Genomic DNA, 22,978 nt, shown 5'->3' with positions numbered 1-22,978 from the left:
CAAACTCATTATTGGCGTTTACGTCTTTGTAGAAAGTTAGTTTTGTCTCTTTCTTAGCATCGTCACGTTCCACTTTAACTTTTGGAGTTTCTCCGTCTTTACCATTTTTAATGATTGTTTCTATTGGAGATTGACCCTCAGGTTGAGTAATGGTGATTGTGTGAGTTCCGTCATTATTTTCTTTAACAGAAATTGTTGGAGGAGTCACTTGTTGTGGTGTAAGGTCGACAACATCAATCGAGATATCCTTTGTAATGGTTTTATTTCCACTAGAACTTGTCACCGTTACTGGAATATCATATTGACCAGCGACTGTTGGAGTTCCTTCAATTGTTTTCGTTTGCGCATTGTATGTTAAACCGCTAGGAAGTTTAGTTTGGTCAACACTCACTCTAGCATCAGAAGGAACCTGTAATGTAACGGGTCTAGCTTTATTTCCTAGAACGATTAACTGACGATCATTTTTCATATCAAGAGATACTGGATCATCAATAACCTTCAAGGTAATAATTTCTTCTGCAGTTCCTTTTCCTAATGAATCTGATTCAACAGAAGCTTTCAAACGAATTTTGTATACCCCAGCTTTTGTAGGAGTTCCACTGATTGTGTGAGTTACACGATCATAATGTAACCCTGCCGTTGATTCTAGATAAGAGTCTAAGTCTGACTCAGGTAAATCTACACTTAAGTATCTTGCTCCAAGTTTTGAATGCTCGCTATGACTAACGACCATGTTCTTGATATTTTCGCCTAAATGGATGGTTTGTTCTTTGTCGGTTACATTGATACTTACAGGAAGTGGTCTGATATTAAATCGGATATATCCTCCAGACACCGGAGAATCTGCCATTTCAGCAAATGTTGCCTTATAAGGTACGGAATAATCACCAACTTTTGTAGCAGTTCCAGACATTGTTTTCGTGGAAGCATTGTATGTTAACCCTTGAGGAAGTTTACTAGTATCAAGCTCTAATCTAGCCTTCTCATCAGAAACGGTTAATCTCACTTCGTCTACAGGAGATAGGACTGTTTTCTCTTGGTTTTTATTTTCAACTGTAACATTTAAATCCCTTGGTGTAACAGTGATTGTTACAGATGCACTAGCAGTTGTGTTGCCACTAATCGTCGCACTTGTTGCTGTAAATGTAGCTGTGTAAGTCCCAACTCTAGTCGGTATGCCCTCAAGAGTTTTAGATACTGAATTATAATTAACTCCTGGCGGTAGGGAACCGGAAGTTAGAGTAATATTTGCACCTTCTGCTTGCAACGGAATTGAAGGAAGAGCGTCTAAAACTTTTACTTCTTTACGATTATCAGGAATTGTAAAATTAAGTGGAACACTATTTACTTTAATTCTTATTGTTGCAGTTGCTCTTTGGCTACTTCCAGAAGTAGTAGTTCTTGTAACTTCTGCAGAAACTGTATAAGTTCCAACCTGAGTCGGAGTACCAGTAATTGTTTTTTTATCTTCTGACCATTTTAATCCGTTTGGTAAAGAGCCCGACGTATAGTTCACTCTTGCATTTGCAGGTATTTTAAGAGTAATTGGTGCTATTTCTTTTCCGGCTGTATATTCATAAGAAACACTTGGAATATCAAAAGCACCAGGAGTAACCGTTAGTTCAACTAGTTTGGTTATCGATTCTCCATTTTTTGAAGCCGTAACAGGGATAACATACTGACCCTCATATTGTCCAATTCCAGCAATCTTCTTTAAAACTTTATCATAAGTAACCCCATCAGGAAGTTTACTTTCATCTACATTTAATTCAGCACCCTCACTAGCATTTAGTTGAATGTCTTTGAATCGATTCCCTTCAACAATTGTTTGTCTATCATTTGTAATCGATAAACTTAAATTAGAAACAGGACGAGGAGTAACTTCATAGGTAAATCTTGTTTTAATCTGTCGACTCTCATTCTCGCTATTTAAATAAGTGGCTGTGACTATCGCAGTTTTTTTACCTTCTGTCTTCTTAAGAGCATAACCAGCTAGTCCATTATTGTTACTATTAGAATCAAGGCGAACAAAGCCTTCTTCCCCTTCATACTCCACAGACAGATTAGTAATATTCGTTCCATTTGTTAGCGAAATTGGAACATTAGGTATAGCTTGTCCCTCCTGCCAAGTTTGATCAGGGATATTATTTAATCCCTCTAGTACTTCAAATTTAAATGTACGAACAACATTGTTATTTCCAAAGTGACCGTCGATTGCTTTCGCTTTAAACGAATACACACCAGGAGATAACACTACTCCAGCGTTTTTAGTAACAATGTATTTTGTCTTATCTAAAGGATTTTTTTCGATAGTAATTCCTTGAGGGACACTATCTTGCTGGATTTCTAAAGTAGCATTGGCTTTATTCAGTACTAAGTTCCCAATAATTTGTTTCTGATTTGTAGAAGGAATTGCAACGGGTGTTGGATTTGAAACACGATAAATTTTATCAGCTTCAAACATTACATCAGCATTCGTTAAAACATATGTACCATCATTTCTAGAAGGTGATGTTTGGGATATTTCTTTAGTAATTAAATTAAGATGATAGTTTGTTACTCTTCCAATATTATCAGTAACCTGGAAGTCAATAAAATAGTTTCCAGCTTTTTCGGGTAGAGATTTAAAATTAATTCTATATGGAGAAACTGAATTACCTCTAGGATCGTTTACATTGTCGTAATCAGTGCTATATACTGATGTAACATACTTATTGTCCGTCAAAACATTAGAGGTAGTTATATTATCTCTTTCAATAAATATATTATCCCCTTTAGCTGGTCCATCTTTAATAAATTCTACTTCAACACCTGGACTGGCATTTTTAACTTCGAATCTAGTAATTTTAACAGGAGCCTCGTCATTCTGAAGATTATAATCTGTTCTTCTCCCTGGAATAGACAACCAAAGATTGGATGAATATTGTGGGGTATCTGGTTTTACGTCAGAAATCGTACTTGATTTATTAGAAAGAATATAATAACCAAACGGGGTTGCAGTCATATATGCTGTGCTTGTTTTTTTATCATAAGTCACTGAATCACTTAATATACCATTCCCTGTAATTCTGCTTCCTTCATCGGTGCCATATAAATAAGAATAATTATCTACTATTTGGAATACTGGAGGTTCTTCGATTAAAAGATTCGCAACAACACGTGTATCTGGGTCATTTTTGGATTGTAGCCCAATTACATAAGTCTTACTAGCTACTTGATGGTTTAAAGATAGTTCTTTAATTAAATAACCTGTTTCTTTTTCATAAGTGAAACCTAAATCTTTCGCATCCTGAGTTAATTCAACTTCATCCGAAGTGATTCTTGTTAAACCAACTTTATATCTTAATTCAATAGTTGATCCATTTTTAATTAGTTTATAATCTACAACAGAACGACCCTCATCAGGTCCAAAATAACGCTCAATAGTCATATATGGTTTTTCATTAGATGGGGAAGACGCTTGTACCCCAGCTGTATTGAGCATATAAGAGACAGTATCAGTGTGCCCTGAGCTTTTCATCTGATTCCATAAAGTTTCAATAGCATTTGAAAGATTTAAACGAAGTGCGTCAATAGTCTCTTGATTCACCTCTTTAGAAATAAATGCTGCTTTTGCTTCCTTCAACAACCCTGATGTATGACGTAATGATCCTTCAATCTCAGTTTTATTAGTTGAATCATTCAAATTATTTAAAAACTTCTCGGCTTCTTTCGTTACGACTTCGCCTTCAACGATTGCATTATTTAATTGCTCTTTAGAAAGGTTTGACTCTAACCCATCTTCTTTATTAGTTGTCTCTTTTGTTGTGTTATCTGTATTATCAGTTGTTTCATTGTTAGAAACTTCACTTTCAGATTTGCTTGAAGCGTCTGTTTTATCGATTCCTGATGTAACAGCCTTTTCTTCCTTTTTAATTTCATTTGTATTAGGAACATTCTCCTTATTTCCTAATTCAACTTTTTCTTCCTTTTGTTTAGTAACATCTGTTGGTAGATCGCCCTTTGATGGTTGCAGTTCCTCGGCACCTTTATCTTGAGATATTACACCGGATTCAACAACCTCATTAGCTTGCACAACAGGTACATTTATAGTTCCTCCTAAAAAGAACTGACCTATAATTACTGAAGCTACTCCCACGCTAAATTTCCGGATTGAAAACCTCTGTCGTTTTTCAAATTTCATTTTGATTCCTCACTTCTTATAATATTTTTTGTAGTCCTGCCACCATTCATGAAAATAACTAAATAATAATTAAAATACCCAATCAGATAACAATCATACAGTATCATTCTATTTATTTTTAAGTAAAAATCAACATAAATTGTCTAAAAAATTCAAAATATTTCAAACTTTGCGAAAAATTCATAAAGTTATATCTTTAATTAGAATTTATTTCGAATATTGTGAGAATCAACACGTAAAAAAAGAGATTACCTTTTGATAATCTCCTTTTTAATTTAAAGAATTTCTTGTTCATAACAATTCTATATTTTTATTAGCGATCTTCTTTTTAAAATAGTTATCGTGTTCAACAAATATAAGAGTAATATCATTATCCAGTATTACTTTCTCAATTTGCTCTCTAGAAATTACGTCGATATAATTCATAGGTTCATCCCATATATACAAATGAGCTTTCGTTGCTAAGCTTATTGATAATAACAATTTCTTTTTTTGGCCATCACTGTAAGACTCGATATCACTTTCTAACAAATCTTTCGAAATATTTAGTTTTGCTAATAGAGTTCTACAGAGTGTCTCATCGATTTCCTTTGAACGAATATATTCTTTAAAGCTTCCTTTTAAATTTTTAATCTCCTGAGGAACATAAGAAATTCTTAAATCTTTTGGCTTTAAAATCATAGAGGACTCCACTTCTAGTTTACCAATCAGACAATTAAATAAAGTACTTTTTCCAGAGCCATTTTCTCCATTAATCGATATTCTATCCCCTCTTTTTATTACAAAAGAAAGATCTTGAAGAATATTTTTATCTCCATAATTAAAAGAAAGATGATTCACTTTTATGATTTCCTTCTTAGGAAAATTCAATGGATGCAAAAACAAGTTTTCCTGAAGCTCTATATCTTTTAGTAACCGTTCTTTCTCTTCAATTAGTTTTTCTTGCCGTTTTATAAGATTCTTTGATTTTTTCATCATTTTTGCGGATTGATGCCCAATATATCCCTTATCTGGTTTAATTCCCGATATTTTATGCCCATTTTTAGTGTTTTCAATTCGATCGGACCATTGTTTGGTTTCCTTCGAAGCATCCTTTAATCGGCTAATTTCCTTTATTAGTTTATGATTTTCATTAAATTCTAGTTGATCTTTTTGGAGCTTGTTTTGATACCAACTACTGTAATTTCCACTTTGGATTTCTATACTATTGCGATTAATGGCTAATACATGATCGATACATCCATCTAAAAATTCACGATCATGTGAAATAACCATGAATCCCTGTCTTTTTTGCCGAAGATATTCGCTAACAACCTTTCTTCCTAAGGAATCAAGATGATTCGTGGGTTCATCAATTAATACAAAAGCATCTTCCTTCGTAAACAGAATTCCAAGAAGAACTTTCATACGTTCTCCTGGAGATAATAAAGATAAAGGCTGATCCAAAACACTTAAATCTAAACCTAAAAGATTAAGCTCTCTTATAAATTTCCATTCTTCCTCTTCACTGCTTTGTCTATATATTTCCAAACACGTTAAATCATGATTTTTAATTGTAGGAGGAAAATAAACGCATGTAGTGCTATTTGTAATGACACCTGTATATTCTAATTCCTTCGTTAACATTTTTAATAAGATAGTTTTACCGATTCCATTTCTTCCAATCAAACCTATCTTCCAATTTGTATCAAAAGATAGATTTATCTGATTAAAAATAGGTCTTAGACTACCATAGTAAGAAAACGAAACATTCTTTAAAGAAATATCAGTCATGAACCCACCTCCTCTATTCTAATTTTACCATATTCATTTAAAGACACAAAAAGGTGATTACGATAATCGTAATCACCTTTATATTAATGGTATAAATTTGAGTAATCTTTAAGACCACCGATTCTATTTAGAGGCCAAACAGTAAATACTGCTTTTCCTTCAATTGAAGCCTGATCAATAAATCCAATCATTCGGCTGTCCTTTGAAACTCCTCTGTTATCTCCCATTACGAAGTATTTTCCTTCTGGTACTTTATCTTCTCCAGTCAATTGTTTTAATGTGAAATCATCAATATAGACAGTCTTTTTATCACTATTCGAATTGATAAACGGTTGTTCTACCTGTTTTCCATTAATGTAAAGGACTCCGCCTTTAACTTCTACAGTGTCTCCAGGCATCCCTATCACTCGTTTAATATACTCTTTATCTTCATCAGGTGCTTTCAAAATAACCACATCAAAACGATTAATACCACCAAGTTTTGACATAATCATATGGTCTCCATTATGAAGAGTAGGATACATCGATTGTCCACTAACCGTAAATGGTCTTCCTACAAAAACGTATAAAAGAAACATAATAGTTGCTGCAACAATGATTGACCAAATCCAACTCACAATTTCCTCGATGATTGGATGAAGTTTTTTCTTTTGTTTACTCTTATCTTTTCGAGACTGAAGACGTTCTTCAATAGATGATAGGCTTGAATTTTCTAGTTGATTCTCTTCGTTCATTCCTATCCTCCTTATTGTAATGCTTTCACCGCAGCTTTATATTGTGTATCGTTTTTCTTCAATTCTTCGCGAATTGTATTCATTAAAGCCGATCCCGTTTGTTCATTCACTTCACCAGTTTCTGAGATTCCTTTTGATTTTTGGAACTGTTTTACTGCTTCAGTTGTTTTAGAATCAAAATATCCATCTGCTTTTACATCATATCCTAAACCTTTTAAGATTGTTTCAATGGTTTTAACATTATCAGATACAGAACCTTCTTTTACGACTTCACGAGTATCCACAATTGTAATGTTGTAGTATTCAGGCATTGATACCGCTTCGGTTGGTTCAATTCCTGTTTTGTGAATCCACGTTTCATTTGGAGTTAACCATTTAGCAGTTGTATATTTTAGCTCTGCGTTTTTTGAAACATCAACTACAGACTGTACGGTTCCTTTTCCGTATGTTTTAGAACCAATTAATTTTGCATTTGCAGATTCTTTAAGGGCTCCTGCTAAAATTTCAGATGCAGAAGCACTTCCTTCGTTCACAAGAAGCACATAAGGTTCTGTGATTTTAAAGGTACCATATTCTTTAGATGCTTTATAGGCTGTAATTTTACCATTTCTATCTTCAATATTTAAAATAGTCTTGCCTTCTTCTACAAACATATTACTAATCGCTAACGCTTGGTCTAACAATCCACCAGGATTATAGCGCACATCAAAGATAAATTTCTTCACGCCTTTTTGACGTAAATCAGTCACAGCATTTTCAACTTCTTGAGCTGTATTTTTAGCAAACGAATTGATTTTTACATGACCAATTGTTGGATCTGTTTCATCTACAGTGCCCTTTACAGTCTCAATGGAAATTTTCGCTCTAGTAATTTTTACTTCTAATTCTTGACTTCCACGTTGAATGGTTAAAGTGACATCTGTTCCAACTTCTCCACGGACTTTGGATACTACATAAGAAATACTTTTTCCTTCCATATCCTCACCATCTACTTTAAGAATTACATCGTTTTCTTGTAATCCTATTTTTTGAGAAGGTGTTCCTTCACGAGTATTACTGATAATCACTTTATTATTTTCAGATCTTAATTCCGCACCGATTCCTCCGAAAGAACCCGTTAGTGTTTCGTCTATCGCTGATGTTTCTTCATTCACCAAGTAGGTTGTATACGGATCTCCAGCTGCATCACTCATTCCTTTTAAGGCTCCATTAATAAGATTGTCTTTGGAGATGTTCTTATCCACATAACCGTTCATCAAAGTTTTATAGACTAACTCTATTTTACTTAAGTCTTCGTTAGAGAGCACGCTACTATTAGAATTTCTATTGGTAGTTTGCGTAGATTGCGTAGTTTGCGCTTGGGTTTGTGGTGAAACTGTAAGAGTTGTGCCAAAGTAAGTTAAAGCAGCAGTGATTAGTACAGCCAGTATTAAAATCCAAACGGAAACTTTTTTTGACTCTAAGCCTGTTTGAACAGCTCCTTGAGGTTTTGGATTATTTCCCATTCGGGTTCCTTCTTTCTATTCAAATTTTATGCACGAACTGTTTCTAACGCGATTTCCATCATGTCGTTAAATGTTTGTTCACGTTCTTGTGCAGTTGTTTCTTCACCTGTTAACAGATGATCACTAATGGTAAGAATTGCTAAAGCTTCTTTCTTATGTTGTGCTGCTAATGCATATAGTCCAGCAGCCTCCATTTCAACACATAGCATTCCATAATCCATTAATTTTTTCTTATCTAATTCTGCATTATAGAAGCGATCTGATGATAGTACGTTTCCAACGTGTACGCCTACACCACGATCTTTCGCAAGATGATAGGCTTTATCCAATAAATTAAAGCTTGCAATTGGAGCAAACGTTACTTGATTATGGAAAATGTTGTTGAAGATTGATGAATCTGTAGTAGCACCTTGCGCTAAAACAATATCACGAACTTTAACATTCTCTTGCATGCCACCAGCAGAACCAATACGGATGATGCGTTCTGCACCAAATTCAGTATATAATTCATTCGCATAAATCATAATTGAAGGAATTCCCATTCCACTTCCTTGAACAGAAACACGTTGTCCTTTATAAAGTCCGGTATATCCAAACATATTTCGGACCGCATTATATTGTTCTACTTCAGTCAAGTAATGCTCAGCAATAAATTTAGCACGTAATGGATCTCCTGGCATTAAAACTGATTCGGCAACTTGCCCTTTTGTTGCATTAATATGAACACTCATTGTTAAATCTCCTTTTCTGGGAACACCCAATACTTATATATCCACTATTTTACTATAAAATGGAATTAATGAAAACTTAAAAAGGCACCTTTAAGCCTTTCTTAACAACAAACGTGAGTCAGTTTCACAAAAAAGTCCTAAAAAGTCTGTTGGACAAATAACGATTTGCCTTCTATAATAAGATGTGTTGAAAGGAGCGTGTTTCTATGAAAGAATCAACTCTCAAAAAAGAACGAAAAGTCCAATCGATAAAATCAGAGATTGTCGGTGAAGTCCTTAATGCGGTCACTCACGGCATTGGAGTCGCATTAGCCATTACTGCGCTTGTACTACTCTTAATGAAGGCTGTGGCAGTCAATAATACCACGCAAATCATCGCATTTAGTGTGTATGGAGCTTCACTCATCTTATTATTTTTAGCGTCAACGCTCTATCATAGCTTTAAATTTACAAAAGCCGCAAAAGTATTTCAGCGGATTGATCACTCTTCGATATATCTATTAATTGCTGGAACCTATACTCCATTTTGTTTAATCGGAATTGGAGGCCAGGAAGGATTAACCTTCTGCATTGCTATTTGGATTTTTGCTATTGGTGGTGTCATCATCGAAGCATTCTTTTTAGAGAAATTCTCTAAGATTTCAGTTTTTCTTTACCTAGCAATGGGATGGGTTTCCATTTTTACCTTGAAACCTTTATATGAAAGCATGGGTTGGGGAGGTATTCTCTATCTCTTCTTGGGTGGATTAAGTTATTCTCTTGGTACAATCTTCTACAAACGTAAATATCATAATTTTTACCATGTGATTTGGCATATTTTCGTTCTAGCAGGAGCCATTTTCATGTTTCTAGCGATTTTCAAATATTTATAAAGCAAAAAAAATCTCTTAGATTGCTCTAAGAGATTTTTTTGTTTACTTTCAATTAGCATTGAATGTCATTTTTACATGAACCAGTTTCAACATATGCTTTTAAGTTTTCAAAACTTGTTTCAACCATGTTTAATACTGCTTCATCAGTGTAACTACCCATATGAGGTGTTAATAATACACGTGGGTATAATTCAACTAATTTACGGATAGCAGGATTTTTGATTTCTTGACCACGTAAGTCTTTGAAGAATACTTCGCTTTCCCCTTCTAAAACGTCTAAACCAACACCACGTAAGTGACCTGATTCTAACGCTTCGATGATTGCATCAATATCTTGTAATTCACCACGAGCAGTGTTTACTAAGATAGCACCTGGTTTCATTTTGCTGATGAATTCTTTAGTGATTACTTTTCCGTTTGCTGGAATGTATGGAGCGTGAATTGAAATCACGTCTGATTTTGCTAATAACTCATCTAAAGGTACTTGAGTACAGATATGATCAACGCCTTCTTTAGGGAAAGCATCGTAAGCTAATACGTTAGCGCCTAAACCTTTGAATAATGTTGCAGTTGTTAAACCGATACGTCCGATACCGACAACCCCAACAGTACAGTTACGGATTTCTTTAGCAAACATTTGAGTATCTACTGTGAAATCTTGTTGGCTAGTTTTTGCTGCAGTGTAAGCAACGTTACGTAATAATGTCATTGCTAAAGTAACTGCTAATTCACTAATTGCGTTTGGAGAATAGAAAGGAACGTAACCTAATTTCATTCCTAATGATTTTGCGTATTCAGCATCGATGTGGTTTACACCCACAGTACGAGTTAATACGTACTCTACTCCTAATTCTTTGTAGATATCTAAAGTTTCTTTGTTTGCCCAGCAGTTACCACGTAAAATAACAGCTTTGAAACCTTCTGCTTTGCGAGCAGTTTCTTCAGAATTTAAGTATTCTGGAATACATGTTAATTCGTATCCGAATTTCTTGTTTACTTGTTCGAAAATTGGTAATTCAACTTCACGAACCCCATATGCTAAAACTTTCATTTTAACTCCTCCATTTTGTAAAAATTGAAAAGTAGACCGAAAATCGATCTACTTTTTTTGTTTATCCTACTCCAGGGAAAATAACAGATCCAGCAACAATCCAGAAGACGATTGCGAATACTGCTAATACAGTTCCTAGTAATGAAGCATTACTTGCAAGTGCTGCTTCTTTATCGTATTTGATAGCGTAAGCCACGGCAACGGTTGCTGGTGGTGTAGCTAACATAATAAGAATACCTTTTGAAGCTTCCGGAGCCATTGGTAAGAATGGGCTAACTGCGAAAATAATTCCAACGAATACTGCAGGAACTAAGATTAATTTAACAATGCTGTAGTACCAAACCATCTTATCTTTAACGGCTTCACCTAAAGAAATGTTTCCTAAAGTGATACCGATTGCTAACCATGCAAGTGGTGAGCTTAAGTCAGCTAAGTAAGTAATAGCTTTGAATAACCATGGAGCTGTCTTATCGATACGTAAGAAAGCATACATAACTTCTTTAGTTTCTTCACCAACTTTAACTTGAACAGCTACTTGTGGTAATGAAGATTGGAAGATCCAGATTAATAATCCGGCAAATGTTGCGATAACGATGATGTTACCGAAAATCATTTTGAAGTTTTTCTTCTCGAATTTTAATCCGCTCATACGAATTAATCCGTAAGAATATAAGAACACACGGTAAGCTAAGTTGAAGATATTAGCATATAAAATACCAGCTGCTCCTAATAAACCGTTAATAATTGGAATCCCAAAGAAAGTTGTTGAACCGAATGTTGTTAATACTGATAAAGTAGTTTTACGGTCACCTTTCTCCTTAATAAAGAATAATTCTCCTAAAAGAATTAAAATGACATAAGCAATAAAGCCGAAGATAAATACGTTTAATCCAGTTGTGAATGTTTTGTCATTAATGTCAACCATGAAAGCTTTGAACGCTAACGCAGGAAGCGCAACTGAAAGTAAAACGTTTGATAAAACTTTACCACTGTTTGCATCAACAATGTTTTTCTTGCGGATGAAATAACCCACTAAGATAATTGAAATTGTTGAGAAGATAGCAGACACGAATGCTGGTGCTGTTAAAATCTTAACGATATTTTCCATTGGATAGATATCCCCTTTTCTTTTATTTTTTGTGCATTAGAAATGCCATAAAGTATAATACCACATTCTTTAAGAAATGTTTAACAAAACCCCTTGTTTTCATCAAATTTCATTCTGATCTTCATCAATCAAAAATGATTGGAAAACGTTATTTCCAAAAAATTTCCCTTGATGCGTCAAAACATATCCATCATGAGTGGTTGTTAAGAGTTTTTCTTCCAATAATTCCTCTAAAACTTCTCCATAAATTTTTTCCATAGAATTTCCAAATCTTTCCATGAATTCTTTCTTTGATACACCAGAAAATTTTCTTAATCCTAAAAACATAAATTCTTCAATCAGCTGTTTTTTAGACAGTTTTGTTTCTGAGAAGATAGGAAGTTTCCCCTCTCGGAGCGGCTCAAGATAATGTTGAATAGGTCCATTGTTTTGGTAACGAACTCCATTCACATAGCCATGGGCTCCTGCACCAAACGCAAAGTACTCATCCGCCTTCCAATAATGAAGATTATGTCTAGATTCATATCCAGGAAGTGCATAATTACTAATCTCATAATGATGACGACCGAAATCCTCCATCGTCTTCATCGCTAGTTCAAACATATCAGCCTCTTCATCTTGACTCGGCAATGGAAGTTTCCCTTGCCTCATCAGATTATAAAAAACAGTCTTTTGTTCTAAAATCAGTGAATAAATTGAGTAATGAGGTAGATCTAGATCCATCGCCATTTTTAAACTCTCTTCAAAATCAGCAATCGTCTGTTTTGGAAGTCTGAAAATCAAGTCAATACTCATATTCTCGAATCCAACTTGTCTTGCATTCTCGATGGTACGGATTGCCGTCTCTTTTGTATGTTTACGGCCGATTGCTTTCAGTAAATCATTATTGAAGGTCTGAACGCCCATACTGAGGCGATTCACTCCTCCTTTTTTCATTACGGTGAGCAGTTCATGAGTACCATCATCAGGGTTCAATTCCATTGAAAACTCTGCCCCTTTTTGAAGCGGTAAATGTTCATGGATTCCATCTAGCAATCGTTCCATTTGATGCGGATTTAATGAAGACGGTGTTCCTCCACCCACGTATAGTGTTTCAAGAGGTTCAATTTTATATTTTTTCCCAGTCAGTTCCATTTCTCTAATCAATAATTCGATATATTCATCAACCGGCTGTCCTTCAATAAATACTTTGTTAAAATCGCAATAATAACAAATATGCGAACAAAAAGGGATATGAATATATGCTGCTTTTGGTGACATTATTCATCTCCCTCCTTTCTAAAAAATGGCTCCCTCTTGAACCTTAATATCTTCATCGTTTAAATAATCACGGATTGTCTCAATCGCAATCTGTAAAGCTTTAGTGCTCTCTTCAAGCGGTAGAGACGGTTTATCCGTTGTTTGTTCTGGAATAAACGGAATATGCATAAATCCCGCTTTAAAAGGTTTCTCAGCCTTTGTTGCAGAAAATAACGCTTGGTACATGATGTGATTACATACGAATGTCCCAGCGGAATTGGATACTTCCACCGAAATTCCTGCTTCACGAATCGCTTTTACAATTCGTTTAATCGGCAAAGTTGAAAAATAAGCAGCTGCCCCTTTTGTTTGAATGGTTTCATCAATTGGTTGTTGACTGATATTGTCTGGAATTCTCGCATCATCGACATTAATCGCAATACGTTCCATTGTAATTCCAGGTCTTCCCCCTGCTTGGCCAACGCTTAATACTGCATCTGGTTTCACTTCATTAATGACTTCATTCAAACGCTTTGCTGATTCCTTAAACACAGTTGGTAATTCTAAACGAATCAGTTCTACGCCTTCAACTTCGGGAAGAGCCTTCACGCATTCAATCGATGGATTAATCTTTTCCCCTCCAAAAGGGTCAAATCCTGTCACAATAATTTTCATAATATCCCTCTATTTCGGTTTATTATTTCTTAACGCTTCTACCTTTAATGGATCAGGCGTAATATAAGTATTTTGTTGGCCTTCGTAGACTACAAAACCTGGTTTAGCTCCATTTGGTTTACGAATTTTCGATACTTGAACATAATCTACTGGAACCGTTCCTGAAAGACGATATTTTGAGTAGTATGCAGCAAGCATCGCGCCTTCACCAATTGTTTCTTCCGCTGGATTACTAGATTCAATAATCACGTGAGATCCTGGAATATTTTGTGCATGAAGCCATAAGTATTCCTTCTTCGCTTGTCGAAGTGTTAATTGGTCGTTTTGTAAGTTATTTCGTCCAACCAAGATTCGCGTGCCGTCTGTTGCATAAAACACATGTGGTTTCGCGCCACCTTGTTTCTTAATACCTTTTTTCAACGCAGAACGTTTTAAGTAGCCACTCTCAACAAGTTCTTCACGAATGGCTTCTAAGTTAAATACATCCGCTTCTTCGATTTGGTAAATAACACTCTCGAGGTAGTCCATTTCATTCTTCGTTGCTTCTTGTTGCTCATGAATATGCGTTACCGCATTTCTAAGTTTTTGGTATTTTTTAAAATACGCCTGTGCATTTTGAGAAGCCGTTAATAATGGATTTAATGGAATTGTTACTTCTTCATAGTCCTCGTAGAAGTTTTGAACCGTAACACTACTTGCACCTTTTTCAATTTGGTGTTGGTATGTGTTAATCAAGTCTCCATATACGCGATAATGATCTGCATCTTCCGTTCTGGCTAAATCTTCATCGAGTTTTACCATCTTCTCACGGTTCTTTCGAAGTTCAGATTTCAACATTTGCAATAGATGTCCTGCTAATTGCTGAATCTTCTCTTCTTGAATCTTCTGTACATAGTAAGCACTTAATAATTCAGAGAGGCTGTCGAAGCTTTGAGACTCACCAACCTTACTCATATAAGGAAATGGTAAGAAGTACGTCTTTCCATCCTCTGCCTTTGTAAGTGTAGGCTGAATCGCTGTATTTCCTTCTTCAAGATAGTGATGTAATGCTTCCGCTAAACTTTGGCCTCCTCTTTCACTACGTTCCACAATTTCATGAGCAGATTGCTTACTAATCCCTTGAAAGACATTCATTAATGTTCTTTCACCTGGTTCACCACTATAAGGATGGAGTAAACTATCTAATTCAAAGAGCGAGTATTCAAAAGGATTCTTCTTCTGCGTTTGAGGGGGCATTACATAGCTTGCACCTGGTTGTAAGGTACGATAACTGTTTTGACCAAGAGAGAGACGTTTCACACAATCGATAATCGTGTTATCTTCTTGATTCACTAAGAATAAATTACTATGACGACCCATCATCTCGATTGTGAAACGATATCCAGCCTTATCCCCAAGTTCATCACGCGTTGAAACGTCCAAATGTAAAATACGATCATTCTCTACTTGAGTGAATGATTGGATAATAGATCCTTCTAAATACTTACGAAGAATCATACAAAAGTTAGGAGCAACTTCTGGATTCTCTGGTTTCTCAGAAATAAATTGTACACGAGCCATCATTGGGTGTGCCGAACACACAAGCAAGTAGTTCTTACGGTTGGCACGAATGGTGAATTGTACATCGTATGGTAATGGTTGATGAATCTTTGTAATCCGTCCTCCAACTAATTGAGGCGCCACTTCGTCCATCATCCATTTGGTGAAAATACCATCAAATGTCATGAACTCACTCCTTTCCTTTTCTAGTTAAAAATTATAATGCTGCTAATCGAGCGATTTCGATAATCACTTGTGTTGCTTTTTCCATTGATTCAACAGCAACATATTCATAGCGGCCATGCATGTTTTCGCCACCTGCAAAAATATTTGGCGTTGGTAATCCCATGAATGAAATCTTAGAACCATCTGTACCACCACGGATTGGTTTAATGATTGGAACGATGTCTAAGTTTTCTAACGCTTGTTTAGCCACATCCACACAACGGAAATCCTTTTCGATGATTTCTGCCATGTTGTAGTACTCATCATGTAAATCAACAGTAATGCGGTCTGTATCTAATTCTTTGTTCATACGAGAAGCGATACGTAACATCATATCTTTTTTCGCATTGAATAATTCGCGGCTGTGGTCACGTAAGATGTACACTAATTTAGCTTCTTCAACAACACCCTCAGCTGCTACTAAGTGGTAGAACCCTTCACGCCCTGTTGTATGTTCAGGAACTTCGAACTCTGGAAGAGCATTTTGGAATTTTCGAGCTAATTCTAATGCGCTCACCATAGTATCTTTAGCTGTACCAGGGTGAACGTTCTTTCCTTGAATACGAACTGTAGCACGGCAAGCGTTGAAGCTTTCATATTCTAATTCGCCAACTGGTCCACCATCCATTGTATAAGCAAAATCGCACGCGAATTGTTCTACATCGAATAAATCAGCTCCACGTCCGATTTCTTCATCTGGACCAAACGCTACACGAATTTTTCCGTGTTTAATTTCTGGATGTTGTAATAAATAAGCCCCAGCTGTAACAATTTCTGTCACACCAGACTTATCGTCAGCACCTAGTAAAGTTTTACCATTTGTTGTAATTAATGTTTGACCAACATAGTTCTTTAAGTTCGGGAAGTCTTTAGGGTCTAATACGAATTTTCCTTCTTCGTCTAGGACAATTGCTTCACCGTTATAGTTTTCGTGGATTTGAGGTTGAATATTTCTAGCTTCAAAATCAGCTGTATCTACGTGAGCAATAAATCCAATAGTTGGCACTTCGTGGTCTACGTTAGATGGAATTGTTGCTGTTAGGAAACTGTTTTTAGGATTTAAATACACTTCTTGGAATCCTAATTCATTTAATTCTTGTTCTAAGTCCTTTAAAAACGCTGTTTGAGATGGCGTTGTTGGGACTGTTTGACTTGTTTCGTCAGATCTTGTTTCTTTCTTTGCGTAACGGATAAAACGTTCTGTTAATTCTTTATGCATTTTCTTCACCTGCTTTATAAAATTTAAATGGATCTGTAAAAGTTTCACTTTCAATCACTGTTACATCCCAATTATTTTCTTCTTTCCATTCACGAGCCCATTTGGCTAATTGTTTTCGACATACAACTTCGATATGATGCCCAGCATCCACTAGGAATAATGAAGTCTCTTGAATATCATGCGCTGTATGGTAAAAAATATCACCTGTTACAAAGGCATCTGCGCCGTTTTTTAGTGCATCCAAGTAATAGTTTCCGCCAGAACCGCCCATCACAGCGACTCTAGAGATGAGTCCATCTGGATTTACACGAGAAGGAACGTAGCGGAGCCCCTTGAGTTTGAAACGCTCAGTAACAAAAGCGATAAATTCATCCCCTGTCATTGCTTTTGGAAGATTTCCAACACGACCAAATCCTAGCGTCTTGCCTGCATTCTTCATTGAGAAGACGTCGATTGCTGGTTCTTCATAAGGATGTGAAGCTCTTAAGCTTTTTAAAACATCACTTAATACTTCTTCAGAACAAACAACATCTAGTTTCACTTCTTCTACAAATTCTGGTTTATTTAACGAACCAATTGCAGGATTTGCGCCTTTAACGGGTGTAAATTGTCCAACTCCTGAAGTTTGAAACGCACAGTCTTTATAGTTGTCACCAATTGTCCCAGCACCAGCTTCAAACAGCGCTTCTAAAACTTTCTCTGCATCAATTTTAGGAACAAAAGTAATCACCTTCATAGACGGAACGGTTGTCGTTGGAGACATCACTGTTACATCAGATAATAGCAATTCACCTGCCAACCAATCATTCACTCCACCTTCGACTACATCAAGGTTAGTATGTGCCGCATACACCGCAATATCATGTTTCAAAATTTGTTGGAACATTTTATTTTGCGGAACCGTTAAATCAAATAACGCAACCGGTCTAAAGATTGGTGGATGATGCGCAATAATTAAATCAACGTTTTTAGCAATCGCTTCTTCAATGACACTTGGACGAATATCCAGCGTAGTCATAATCACTTTAACTTCTTGATTCCACTCTCCAAAATGAAGTCCAATAGGGTCTTTGGGAACGGATAGATTCTTTGGCACGCGTTTTTCAAAACGCCTTACCACATCTCTAACTGTTGGCACGATCAATCACTCCTTTCAATTCATTAAACGCTTTTTCAAACTGCTCAATTTTTTCATGTTGAGGCGTCTTACTCTTTTGTAATTGTTCCATGATTTCTTTATTTTTACGGTTCATACGTGTCCATTTTGCTACAGACAATTCTGAAGGATGTTGCAATAAAATCGGACCGTATTTTAATTCTAGTTCTGTATACTCTACTCGTTCTTCGACTGGTTCCGCCACGATAATTTCATACAAGCGATGATTATCTTCAACGACCGTCTCATGAGTAATACGGTACGAATGATTCATTAACCATTCACGTACAAAATGTTCTGCAACGTTTGGTTGAAGAATGAGACGTTCTTTACCGTTTAAATGACCGCCACTGAATCCAGCTTCTAGGATCCGAGAAATGAGTTCGCCGCCCATCCCACAAATCGTAACAGCAGTAATCTCATCTTCTTTTGAAAGAATTTGCAATCCGTCGCCTAAACGAACTTCAATGCGCTCTTCCATCCGGTAATCCCGAACGGTTTGTTTAGCCGATAAAAAAGGCCCTTCAACCACTTCTCCTGCAATCGCTGAAGTAATCTGGTTGTTTTGAATTAAATACACTGGTAAATACGCATGGTCACTCCCAACATCGCATACCTTTGAACCGTTTGGAACAAAACTAGCAACTCGAGTTAATCGTTCTCCTAATTCAATCATTTTATACCTCTACATTCTTTTTCTTACGAAATAAATATAACTTTTACACCAATGCTCTTTAGATAAGCTACTGTTTCAGGGTCAGCGGTATGATCTGTAATTAAATGAGTAATCATATTACAGTCAGCCGTATGGAAGTTTGAATCACGACCCACTTTAAATCCTTCCGTAACGATAATTCGGTGCCCTGTTGTCCGTTCTAAAATCACACGGTTTACGGCAGTCTCTGGAAGTGCATAGGTTGAAATTCCGTTTTTACTAATCCCTCCAACCCCTAAAAAACAAATATCTGCACGGGCTTTAGAGAATGAGTTAATTGCAAAATCCCCTACAAGAGATTTCTTTTGTTCGAAAATCTCCCCACCACTAATCACAATAGATGCTTTCGTAGATGGCTTTTTGAAGATGGAACGACCATTATTCGTTAAAATCGTAACGTTGGCATCCGCTAGAAAATTTAATAACAAAAAGGCAGTAGAGCCTGAGTTAATAAAGACCATATTATGATCTCGTACTAATCCCGCGGCTCTTCTTGCAATGTTTTTCTTCATGGAATTATATTGAATTTGTTCCACGTTTTCCTGTTTAATTTTCCCAGTAAGGAAACGTGCGCCTCCGTAGAAGCGCTCGACAACTCCTTGATCTTCAAATTGTTGTAAATCTCTTCGAATGGTGATTTCAGAAACTTCTAACTCTTTCGATAAGTCTTCAACAGACATCTCGTGGTTTTCTTGTAAAAGCTGAAGGATACGTTGTTGTCTTTTAAACACAACCCCTTTACTACTCTTCAAAGTTTCTTCCTCCTTTTAGAAATCCATTCCCGTCTTATTTAATTTTTAATGAAAGCTCATCTAGTTGTTTTGCTGACACTTCACTTGGAGCTTGTGTCATTGGGTCTACTGCTGAGCTGTTCTTAGGAAACGCGATGACTTCACGGATGTTGTCTTCACCAGCAAGTAGCATTACTAAACGGTCTAACCCAAGTGCGATTCCTCCATGTGGTGGGAATCCGTAATCTAATGCATCTAATAGGAATCCAAATTGGCTTTCTGCAGATTCTTTTGTGAATCCAAGAACTTTAAACATCGCTTCTTGCATGTCACGACGGTAAATACGTAGTGATCCTCCACCTAATTCATAGCCGTTTAATACGATATCGTAGGCTTGTGCTTTCGCTCCTGCTGGATCATCGATTAATGCTTGGAAGTCTTCGTTCACTGGACGAGTGAATGGGTGGTGCATTGCTACATAACGGTCTTCTTCAGCGTCATGTTCTAATAATGGCCAATCAACAACCCATAAGAAGTTGAATTTGTTTGTATCGATTAAGTTATGTTTCTTACCAAAGTGTAAACGTAATTCAGATAATGATTGTGCAACCACTGATGGTTTGTCTGCACAGAAGAACACGATATCTCCTACTTCAGCGTTGATACGTTCACGGAAAGCAGATTCTTGGTTCACGATGAATTTCGCGATTGGTCCTTTTAAGCCGTCTTCTTCGACTTTAATCCAAGCCAAACCTTTAGCGCCGAATTTAGAAACAAAGTCTGCTAAACTATCTGCATCTTTACGAGAGTATTCTGACGCAAGTCCTTTTAAGTTAAGTACTTTTACTTCTCCACCGTTTTCGATACATGAACTGAACACTTTAAGGTCCGATTCTTTCATGATGTCACTTACGTCGATTAATTCTAGGTCGAAACGAGTATCTGGTTTGTCGTTTCCGTAACGAGCCATTGCTTCTGCAAACGAAATACGAGGGAATGGAGTTTGAACCTCCACATCCAATGTATCTTTCATCACTTTCTTCAATAAGCCTTCCATCATCTCTTGGATTTCTTCAGCTGATAAGAAGCTTGTTTCGATATCGACTTGTGTAAATTCTGGTTGACGGTCTCCACGCAAGTCTTCGTCACGGAAGCAACGAACGATTTGGTAGTAACGGTCTAATCCAGCACCCATTAACAATTGTTTAAATGTTTGCGGTGATTGAGGTAATGCATAGAAGCTTCCTTCGTGAACACGTGAAGGTACTAAATAGTCACGCGCTCCTTCTGGTGTTGATTTTGCTAAAATTGGAGTTTCAACATCGATATAACCTTCACCATCTAAATACTCACGAATTGAACGTGTAGCTTTATGACGTAAGCGTAAGTTTTCTAATACAGGACGACGACGGATATCTAAATAACGATATTTCAAGCGTAATTCTTCTGATGGTTTTTGTTCATCATCGATATAGATAGGAGAAGTTTTTGCTTTAGAGAATACTTCAACTTCGTCTACTAATAATTCATATTTACCCGTTTTAAGATTTGGGTTTTCTAGGCCTTCACCACGATAAGCTACTTCCCCAGTTACTTGAATGACGTATTCAGAACGTAATTTTTCAGCGATTTCAAACGCTTCTTGGTTACGTGCTGGGTTGAAGACTACTTGCATAATGCCTTCGCGGTCGCGTAAGTCGATGAAAATAACTCCACCATGGTCACGACGTTTTGCAACCCAACCATCTAATGTCACTGTTTGTCCCACTAATTTTTCACTAACTAATCCGCAATATTCTGTTCTTCTTTTCATATCCATCCCTCTTCCTATTTACCAAAGTACTCGTCAATGGCTGTTGTATCCATTGTGATTTGTCGATAAATGCTATCGAAATCATCATAGAGTTCTTGTAAGTTAATTTTCACTTCTTTTCCAGTTTTCATTACTTTCACTGGTACCTGTTTTGTTTCTAACTCTTCTTCACCAAGTGTGATGACCACTTTAGCGCCATATTTTTGAGCGTTCTTGAACTGTGGTTTTGCTTTACGCCCAAAGAAATCACGGTCAACTGAATATCCTTGTTGACGGAGTGAAATAGAAAGTTTTAATACTTCCTCTTCTGTTGTTTCACCAAGTCCAACAACATAGACATCGAGTTCTTGTAATTCAGGAACTTCTACTTGTTCGTCTTTCATTAATAACACAAGACGTTCCATTCCAAGACCAAATCCAAAACCAGGTGTTTCAGGTCCATCGAGTTCTTGGACAAGACCATCATAACGTCCACCACCACAAATCGTCGTTTTAGCACCGAATGATTTAGAATCTGTCATGATTTCAAAAATTGTATCTTGATAGTAGTCAAGCCCACGTACCATTGTTTCATCGATTTCAAATGGAATCTCTAATGCGTTTAAGTATTGTTGTACTTTTTCAAAGTGAGTGCGTGCTTCATCTGATAAGAATTCTAAAATGCGTGGTGCATTTTTCACGATTTCAATATCACGTTTGTCTTTACTATCTAAGACACGTAATGGATTTTTGTGAAGTCGATTTTTAGAATCTTCACTGAGTTCATCCGCAAATGGTTCTAAGTAACTAATTAACGCTTCACGGTATTTAATACGGTCAGAAGTTTTTCCAAGAGAATTAATCACTAAGCGCATATTGGACAATCCTAGTTCTTTTAATAAATCCCATGCCATTGCAATGGTTTCAACATCAGTGGCAGGATTTGTAGATCCAAACACCTCAACTCCTAATTGGTGGAATTGACGAAGACGTCCTGATTGTGGACGTTCGTAACGAAACATCGGAGCCATATAATACACTTTATACGGTTTTTTATGTTCAGGTCCAAATAATTTATTTTCTACATACGCACGAACAATCGCTGCAGTTCCTTCTGGACGAAGTGTAATGTGACGATCTCCTTTATCGTAGAAATCATACATCTCTTTTGAAACGATATCGCTTGTATCCCCAACACCACGGCTAAATAAATCGTAGCTTTCAAACATTGGTGTACGCATTTCTTCAAATTGATAATCGCCTAAAATGATGCGTGCTGTTTCTTCGATATAGTGCCAAATTTTGAGTTCCTCAGGTAATAAATCGGCTGTCCCTTTTGGTTTTTGAATCATATGAATCATCCTTTCTTTCAGTAAAAATAAAAAAATCCCAACTTCAATAGAAGTCAGGACGAAAATTTCGTGGTACCACCTTAGTTCGGAAAGAGCTCTTTCCCTCTCAATGATAACGGAATTACCGGAATAACTTTGCATTATTCTCCTCAAGAGTGTCTTTCCTTGTACGGTTAGAAGCTTTCAGCCACGGCTTCTATCTCTTTAGTGTACGTCTTTATCTCTGTCTAAGGATTTTTATTGTTGCTATAAAGAATACTAGAGGAATGCGTATTTGTCAAGAAAATCTAATTATTTTTTAATCTCAAACTCTACAAAAAACGAAAAAGCAAAATGTAACATATATGTGAAGTGCACCCTGTCAAGTAGACAGGAAAA

At 36.4% G+C, this 22,978-nt stretch carries 17 protein-coding genes; 1 reads left to right on the top strand and 16 read right to left on the bottom strand.

Features of this window, described 5'->3' with window-relative positions; all coding sequences use genetic code 11:
• The 5 genes from HMPREF3106_RS09425 to deoD form a co-directional block, all read right to left on the bottom strand.
• The coding region (locus HMPREF3106_RS09425) for a putative Ig domain-containing protein (protein WP_168160697.1) at window positions 1-4,183 on the bottom strand (4,183 nt) is incomplete at its 3' end.
• Window positions 4,184-4,474: 291 nt separating this feature from the next.
• Window positions 4,475-5,956 carry a ribosomal protection-like ABC-F family protein gene (gene abc-f, locus HMPREF3106_RS05475; RefSeq protein ID WP_070444893.1) on the bottom strand — a complete coding sequence of 494 codons (1,482 nt, stop codon included), beginning with the start codon at window positions 5,954-5,956 and terminating at the stop codon, window positions 4,475-4,477.
• Window positions 5,957-6,039: 83 nt separating this feature from the next.
• The gene (lepB, locus tag HMPREF3106_RS05470; RefSeq protein ID WP_005605425.1) at window positions 6,040-6,690 is read right to left on the bottom strand and encodes a signal peptidase I; all 651 of its coding nucleotides are present in this window, start codon (window positions 6,688-6,690) and stop codon (window positions 6,040-6,042) included.
• A gap of 11 nt (window positions 6,691-6,701) precedes the next feature.
• A complete protein-coding gene (locus tag HMPREF3106_RS05465) occupies window positions 6,702-8,195 on the bottom strand; it encodes a S41 family peptidase (protein WP_070437858.1) in 1,494 nt (497 codons plus the stop codon).
• Between the two features lie 26 nt (window positions 8,196-8,221).
• Window positions 8,222-8,926, bottom strand: a complete 705-nt coding sequence (gene deoD / locus HMPREF3106_RS05460) for a purine-nucleoside phosphorylase (RefSeq protein WP_049554605.1) — start codon at window positions 8,924-8,926, stop codon at window positions 8,222-8,224.
• A gap of 206 nt (window positions 8,927-9,132) precedes the next feature.
• Between deoD and HMPREF3106_RS05455 the strand changes: the two genes are divergently transcribed.
• The gene (locus HMPREF3106_RS05455; RefSeq protein ID WP_070437855.1) at window positions 9,133-9,798 is read left to right on the top strand and encodes a PAQR family membrane homeostasis protein TrhA; all 666 of its coding nucleotides are present in this window, start codon (window positions 9,133-9,135) and stop codon (window positions 9,796-9,798) included.
• Between the two features lie 52 nt (window positions 9,799-9,850).
• On the opposite strand, the gene HMPREF3106_RS05450 is transcribed toward HMPREF3106_RS05455, so the two are convergent.
• The 11 genes from HMPREF3106_RS05450 to hisS all read right to left on the bottom strand — a co-directional run bounded on the left by HMPREF3106_RS05450 (window position 9,851) and on the right by hisS (window position 22,600).
• Entirely contained in the window at window positions 9,851-10,849 is a 999-nt protein-coding gene (locus HMPREF3106_RS05450) for a 2-hydroxyacid dehydrogenase (protein WP_005605418.1), read from the bottom strand.
• Between the two features lie 61 nt (window positions 10,850-10,910).
• Window positions 10,911-11,957, bottom strand: coding sequence for an AEC family transporter (locus HMPREF3106_RS05445; protein ID WP_005605416.1), 1,047 nt, complete (start codon window positions 11,955-11,957; stop codon window positions 10,911-10,913).
• Between the two features lie 102 nt (window positions 11,958-12,059).
• The gene (hemW, locus tag HMPREF3106_RS05440) at window positions 12,060-13,217 is read right to left on the bottom strand and encodes a radical SAM family heme chaperone HemW (RefSeq protein ID WP_070444890.1); all 1,158 of its coding nucleotides are present in this window, start codon (window positions 13,215-13,217) and stop codon (window positions 12,060-12,062) included.
• An 18-nt stretch (window positions 13,218-13,235) separates the two neighbouring features.
• The gene (gene pcp, locus HMPREF3106_RS05435) at window positions 13,236-13,871 is read right to left on the bottom strand and encodes a pyroglutamyl-peptidase I (protein WP_070437850.1); all 636 of its coding nucleotides are present in this window, start codon (window positions 13,869-13,871) and stop codon (window positions 13,236-13,238) included.
• A 9-nt stretch (window positions 13,872-13,880) separates the two neighbouring features.
• Window positions 13,881-15,596, bottom strand: a complete 1,716-nt coding sequence (locus tag HMPREF3106_RS05430) for an NFACT RNA binding domain-containing protein (RefSeq protein WP_070437847.1) — start codon at window positions 15,594-15,596, stop codon at window positions 13,881-13,883.
• A gap of 31 nt (window positions 15,597-15,627) precedes the next feature.
• Entirely contained in the window at window positions 15,628-16,854 is a 1,227-nt protein-coding gene (gene pepT, locus HMPREF3106_RS05425) for a peptidase T (protein WP_005605412.1), read from the bottom strand.
• Complete coding sequence (locus HMPREF3106_RS05420) at window positions 16,847-17,992, bottom strand: Nif3-like dinuclear metal center hexameric protein (protein ID WP_070444887.1); 1,146 nt, start codon at window positions 17,990-17,992, stop codon at window positions 16,847-16,849. Before HMPREF3106_RS05420 ends, pepT begins: the two co-directional genes overlap by 8 nt.
• The gene (locus HMPREF3106_RS05415) at window positions 17,979-18,686 is read right to left on the bottom strand and encodes a tRNA (adenine(22)-N(1))-methyltransferase (RefSeq protein WP_070437841.1); all 708 of its coding nucleotides are present in this window, start codon (window positions 18,684-18,686) and stop codon (window positions 17,979-17,981) included. Before HMPREF3106_RS05415 ends, HMPREF3106_RS05420 begins: the two co-directional genes overlap by 14 nt.
• Before the next feature lie 23 nt (window positions 18,687-18,709).
• Complete coding sequence (locus tag HMPREF3106_RS05410) at window positions 18,710-19,477, bottom strand: DeoR/GlpR family DNA-binding transcription regulator (RefSeq protein ID WP_070437837.1); 768 nt, start codon at window positions 19,475-19,477, stop codon at window positions 18,710-18,712.
• Window positions 19,478-19,511: 34 nt separating this feature from the next.
• Entirely contained in the window at window positions 19,512-21,269 is a 1,758-nt protein-coding gene (gene aspS / locus HMPREF3106_RS05405; protein ID WP_070444884.1) for an aspartate--tRNA ligase, read from the bottom strand.
• A 14-nt stretch (window positions 21,270-21,283) separates the two neighbouring features.
• Window positions 21,284-22,600, bottom strand: a complete 1,317-nt coding sequence (hisS, locus tag HMPREF3106_RS05400; RefSeq protein ID WP_070444954.1) for a histidine--tRNA ligase — start codon at window positions 22,598-22,600, stop codon at window positions 21,284-21,286.
• Between the last annotated feature and the right edge of the window lie 378 nt (window positions 22,601-22,978).

The sequence above is a fragment of the Granulicatella sp. HMSC31F03 genome (genome assembly GCF_001807725.1).
GTDB classification, from domain to species: domain Bacteria; phylum Bacillota; class Bacilli; order Lactobacillales; family Aerococcaceae; genus Granulicatella; species Granulicatella adiacens.
This window is presented reverse-complemented; position numbering and strand designations above follow the sequence as displayed.

Bases quoted from the DNA above. Each gene is read 5' to 3' on its own strand.
- abc-f (WP_070444893.1), bottom strand. From the start codon at position 5,956: ATGACTGATATTTCTTTAAAGAATGTTTCGTTTTCTTACTATGGTAGT.
- lepB (WP_005605425.1), bottom strand. From the start codon at position 6,690: ATGAACGAAGAGAATCAACTAGAAAATTCAAGCCTATCATCTATTGAA.
- HMPREF3106_RS05465 (WP_070437858.1), bottom strand. From the start codon at position 8,195: ATGGGAAATAATCCAAAACCTCAAGGAGCTGTTCAAACAGGCTTAGAG.
- deoD (WP_049554605.1), bottom strand. From the start codon at position 8,926: ATGAGTGTTCATATTAATGCAACAAAAGGGCAAGTTGCCGAATCAGTT.
- HMPREF3106_RS05455 (WP_070437855.1), top strand. From the start codon at position 9,133: ATGAAAGAATCAACTCTCAAAAAAGAACGAAAAGTCCAATCGATAAAA.
- HMPREF3106_RS05450 (WP_005605418.1), bottom strand. From the start codon at position 10,849: ATGAAAGTTTTAGCATATGGGGTTCGTGAAGTTGAATTACCAATTTTC.
- HMPREF3106_RS05445 (WP_005605416.1), bottom strand. From the start codon at position 11,957: ATGGAAAATATCGTTAAGATTTTAACAGCACCAGCATTCGTGTCTGCT.
- hemW (WP_070444890.1), bottom strand. From the start codon at position 13,217: ATGTCACCAAAAGCAGCATATATTCATATCCCTTTTTGTTCGCATATT.
- pcp (WP_070437850.1), bottom strand. From the start codon at position 13,871: ATGAAAATTATTGTGACAGGATTTGACCCTTTTGGAGGGGAAAAGATT.
- HMPREF3106_RS05430 (WP_070437847.1), bottom strand. From the start codon at position 15,596: ATGACATTTGATGGTATTTTCACCAAATGGATGATGGACGAAGTGGCG.
- pepT (WP_005605412.1), bottom strand. From the start codon at position 16,854: ATGCATAAAGAATTAACAGAACGTTTTATCCGTTACGCAAAGAAAGAA.
- HMPREF3106_RS05415 (WP_070437841.1), bottom strand. From the start codon at position 18,686: ATGATTGAATTAGGAGAACGATTAACTCGAGTTGCTAGTTTTGTTCCA.
- aspS (WP_070444884.1), bottom strand. From the start codon at position 21,269: ATGAAAAGAAGAACAGAATATTGCGGATTAGTTAGTGAAAAATTAGTG.
- hisS (WP_070444954.1), bottom strand. From the start codon at position 22,600: ATGATTCAAAAACCAAAAGGGACAGCCGATTTATTACCTGAGGAACTC.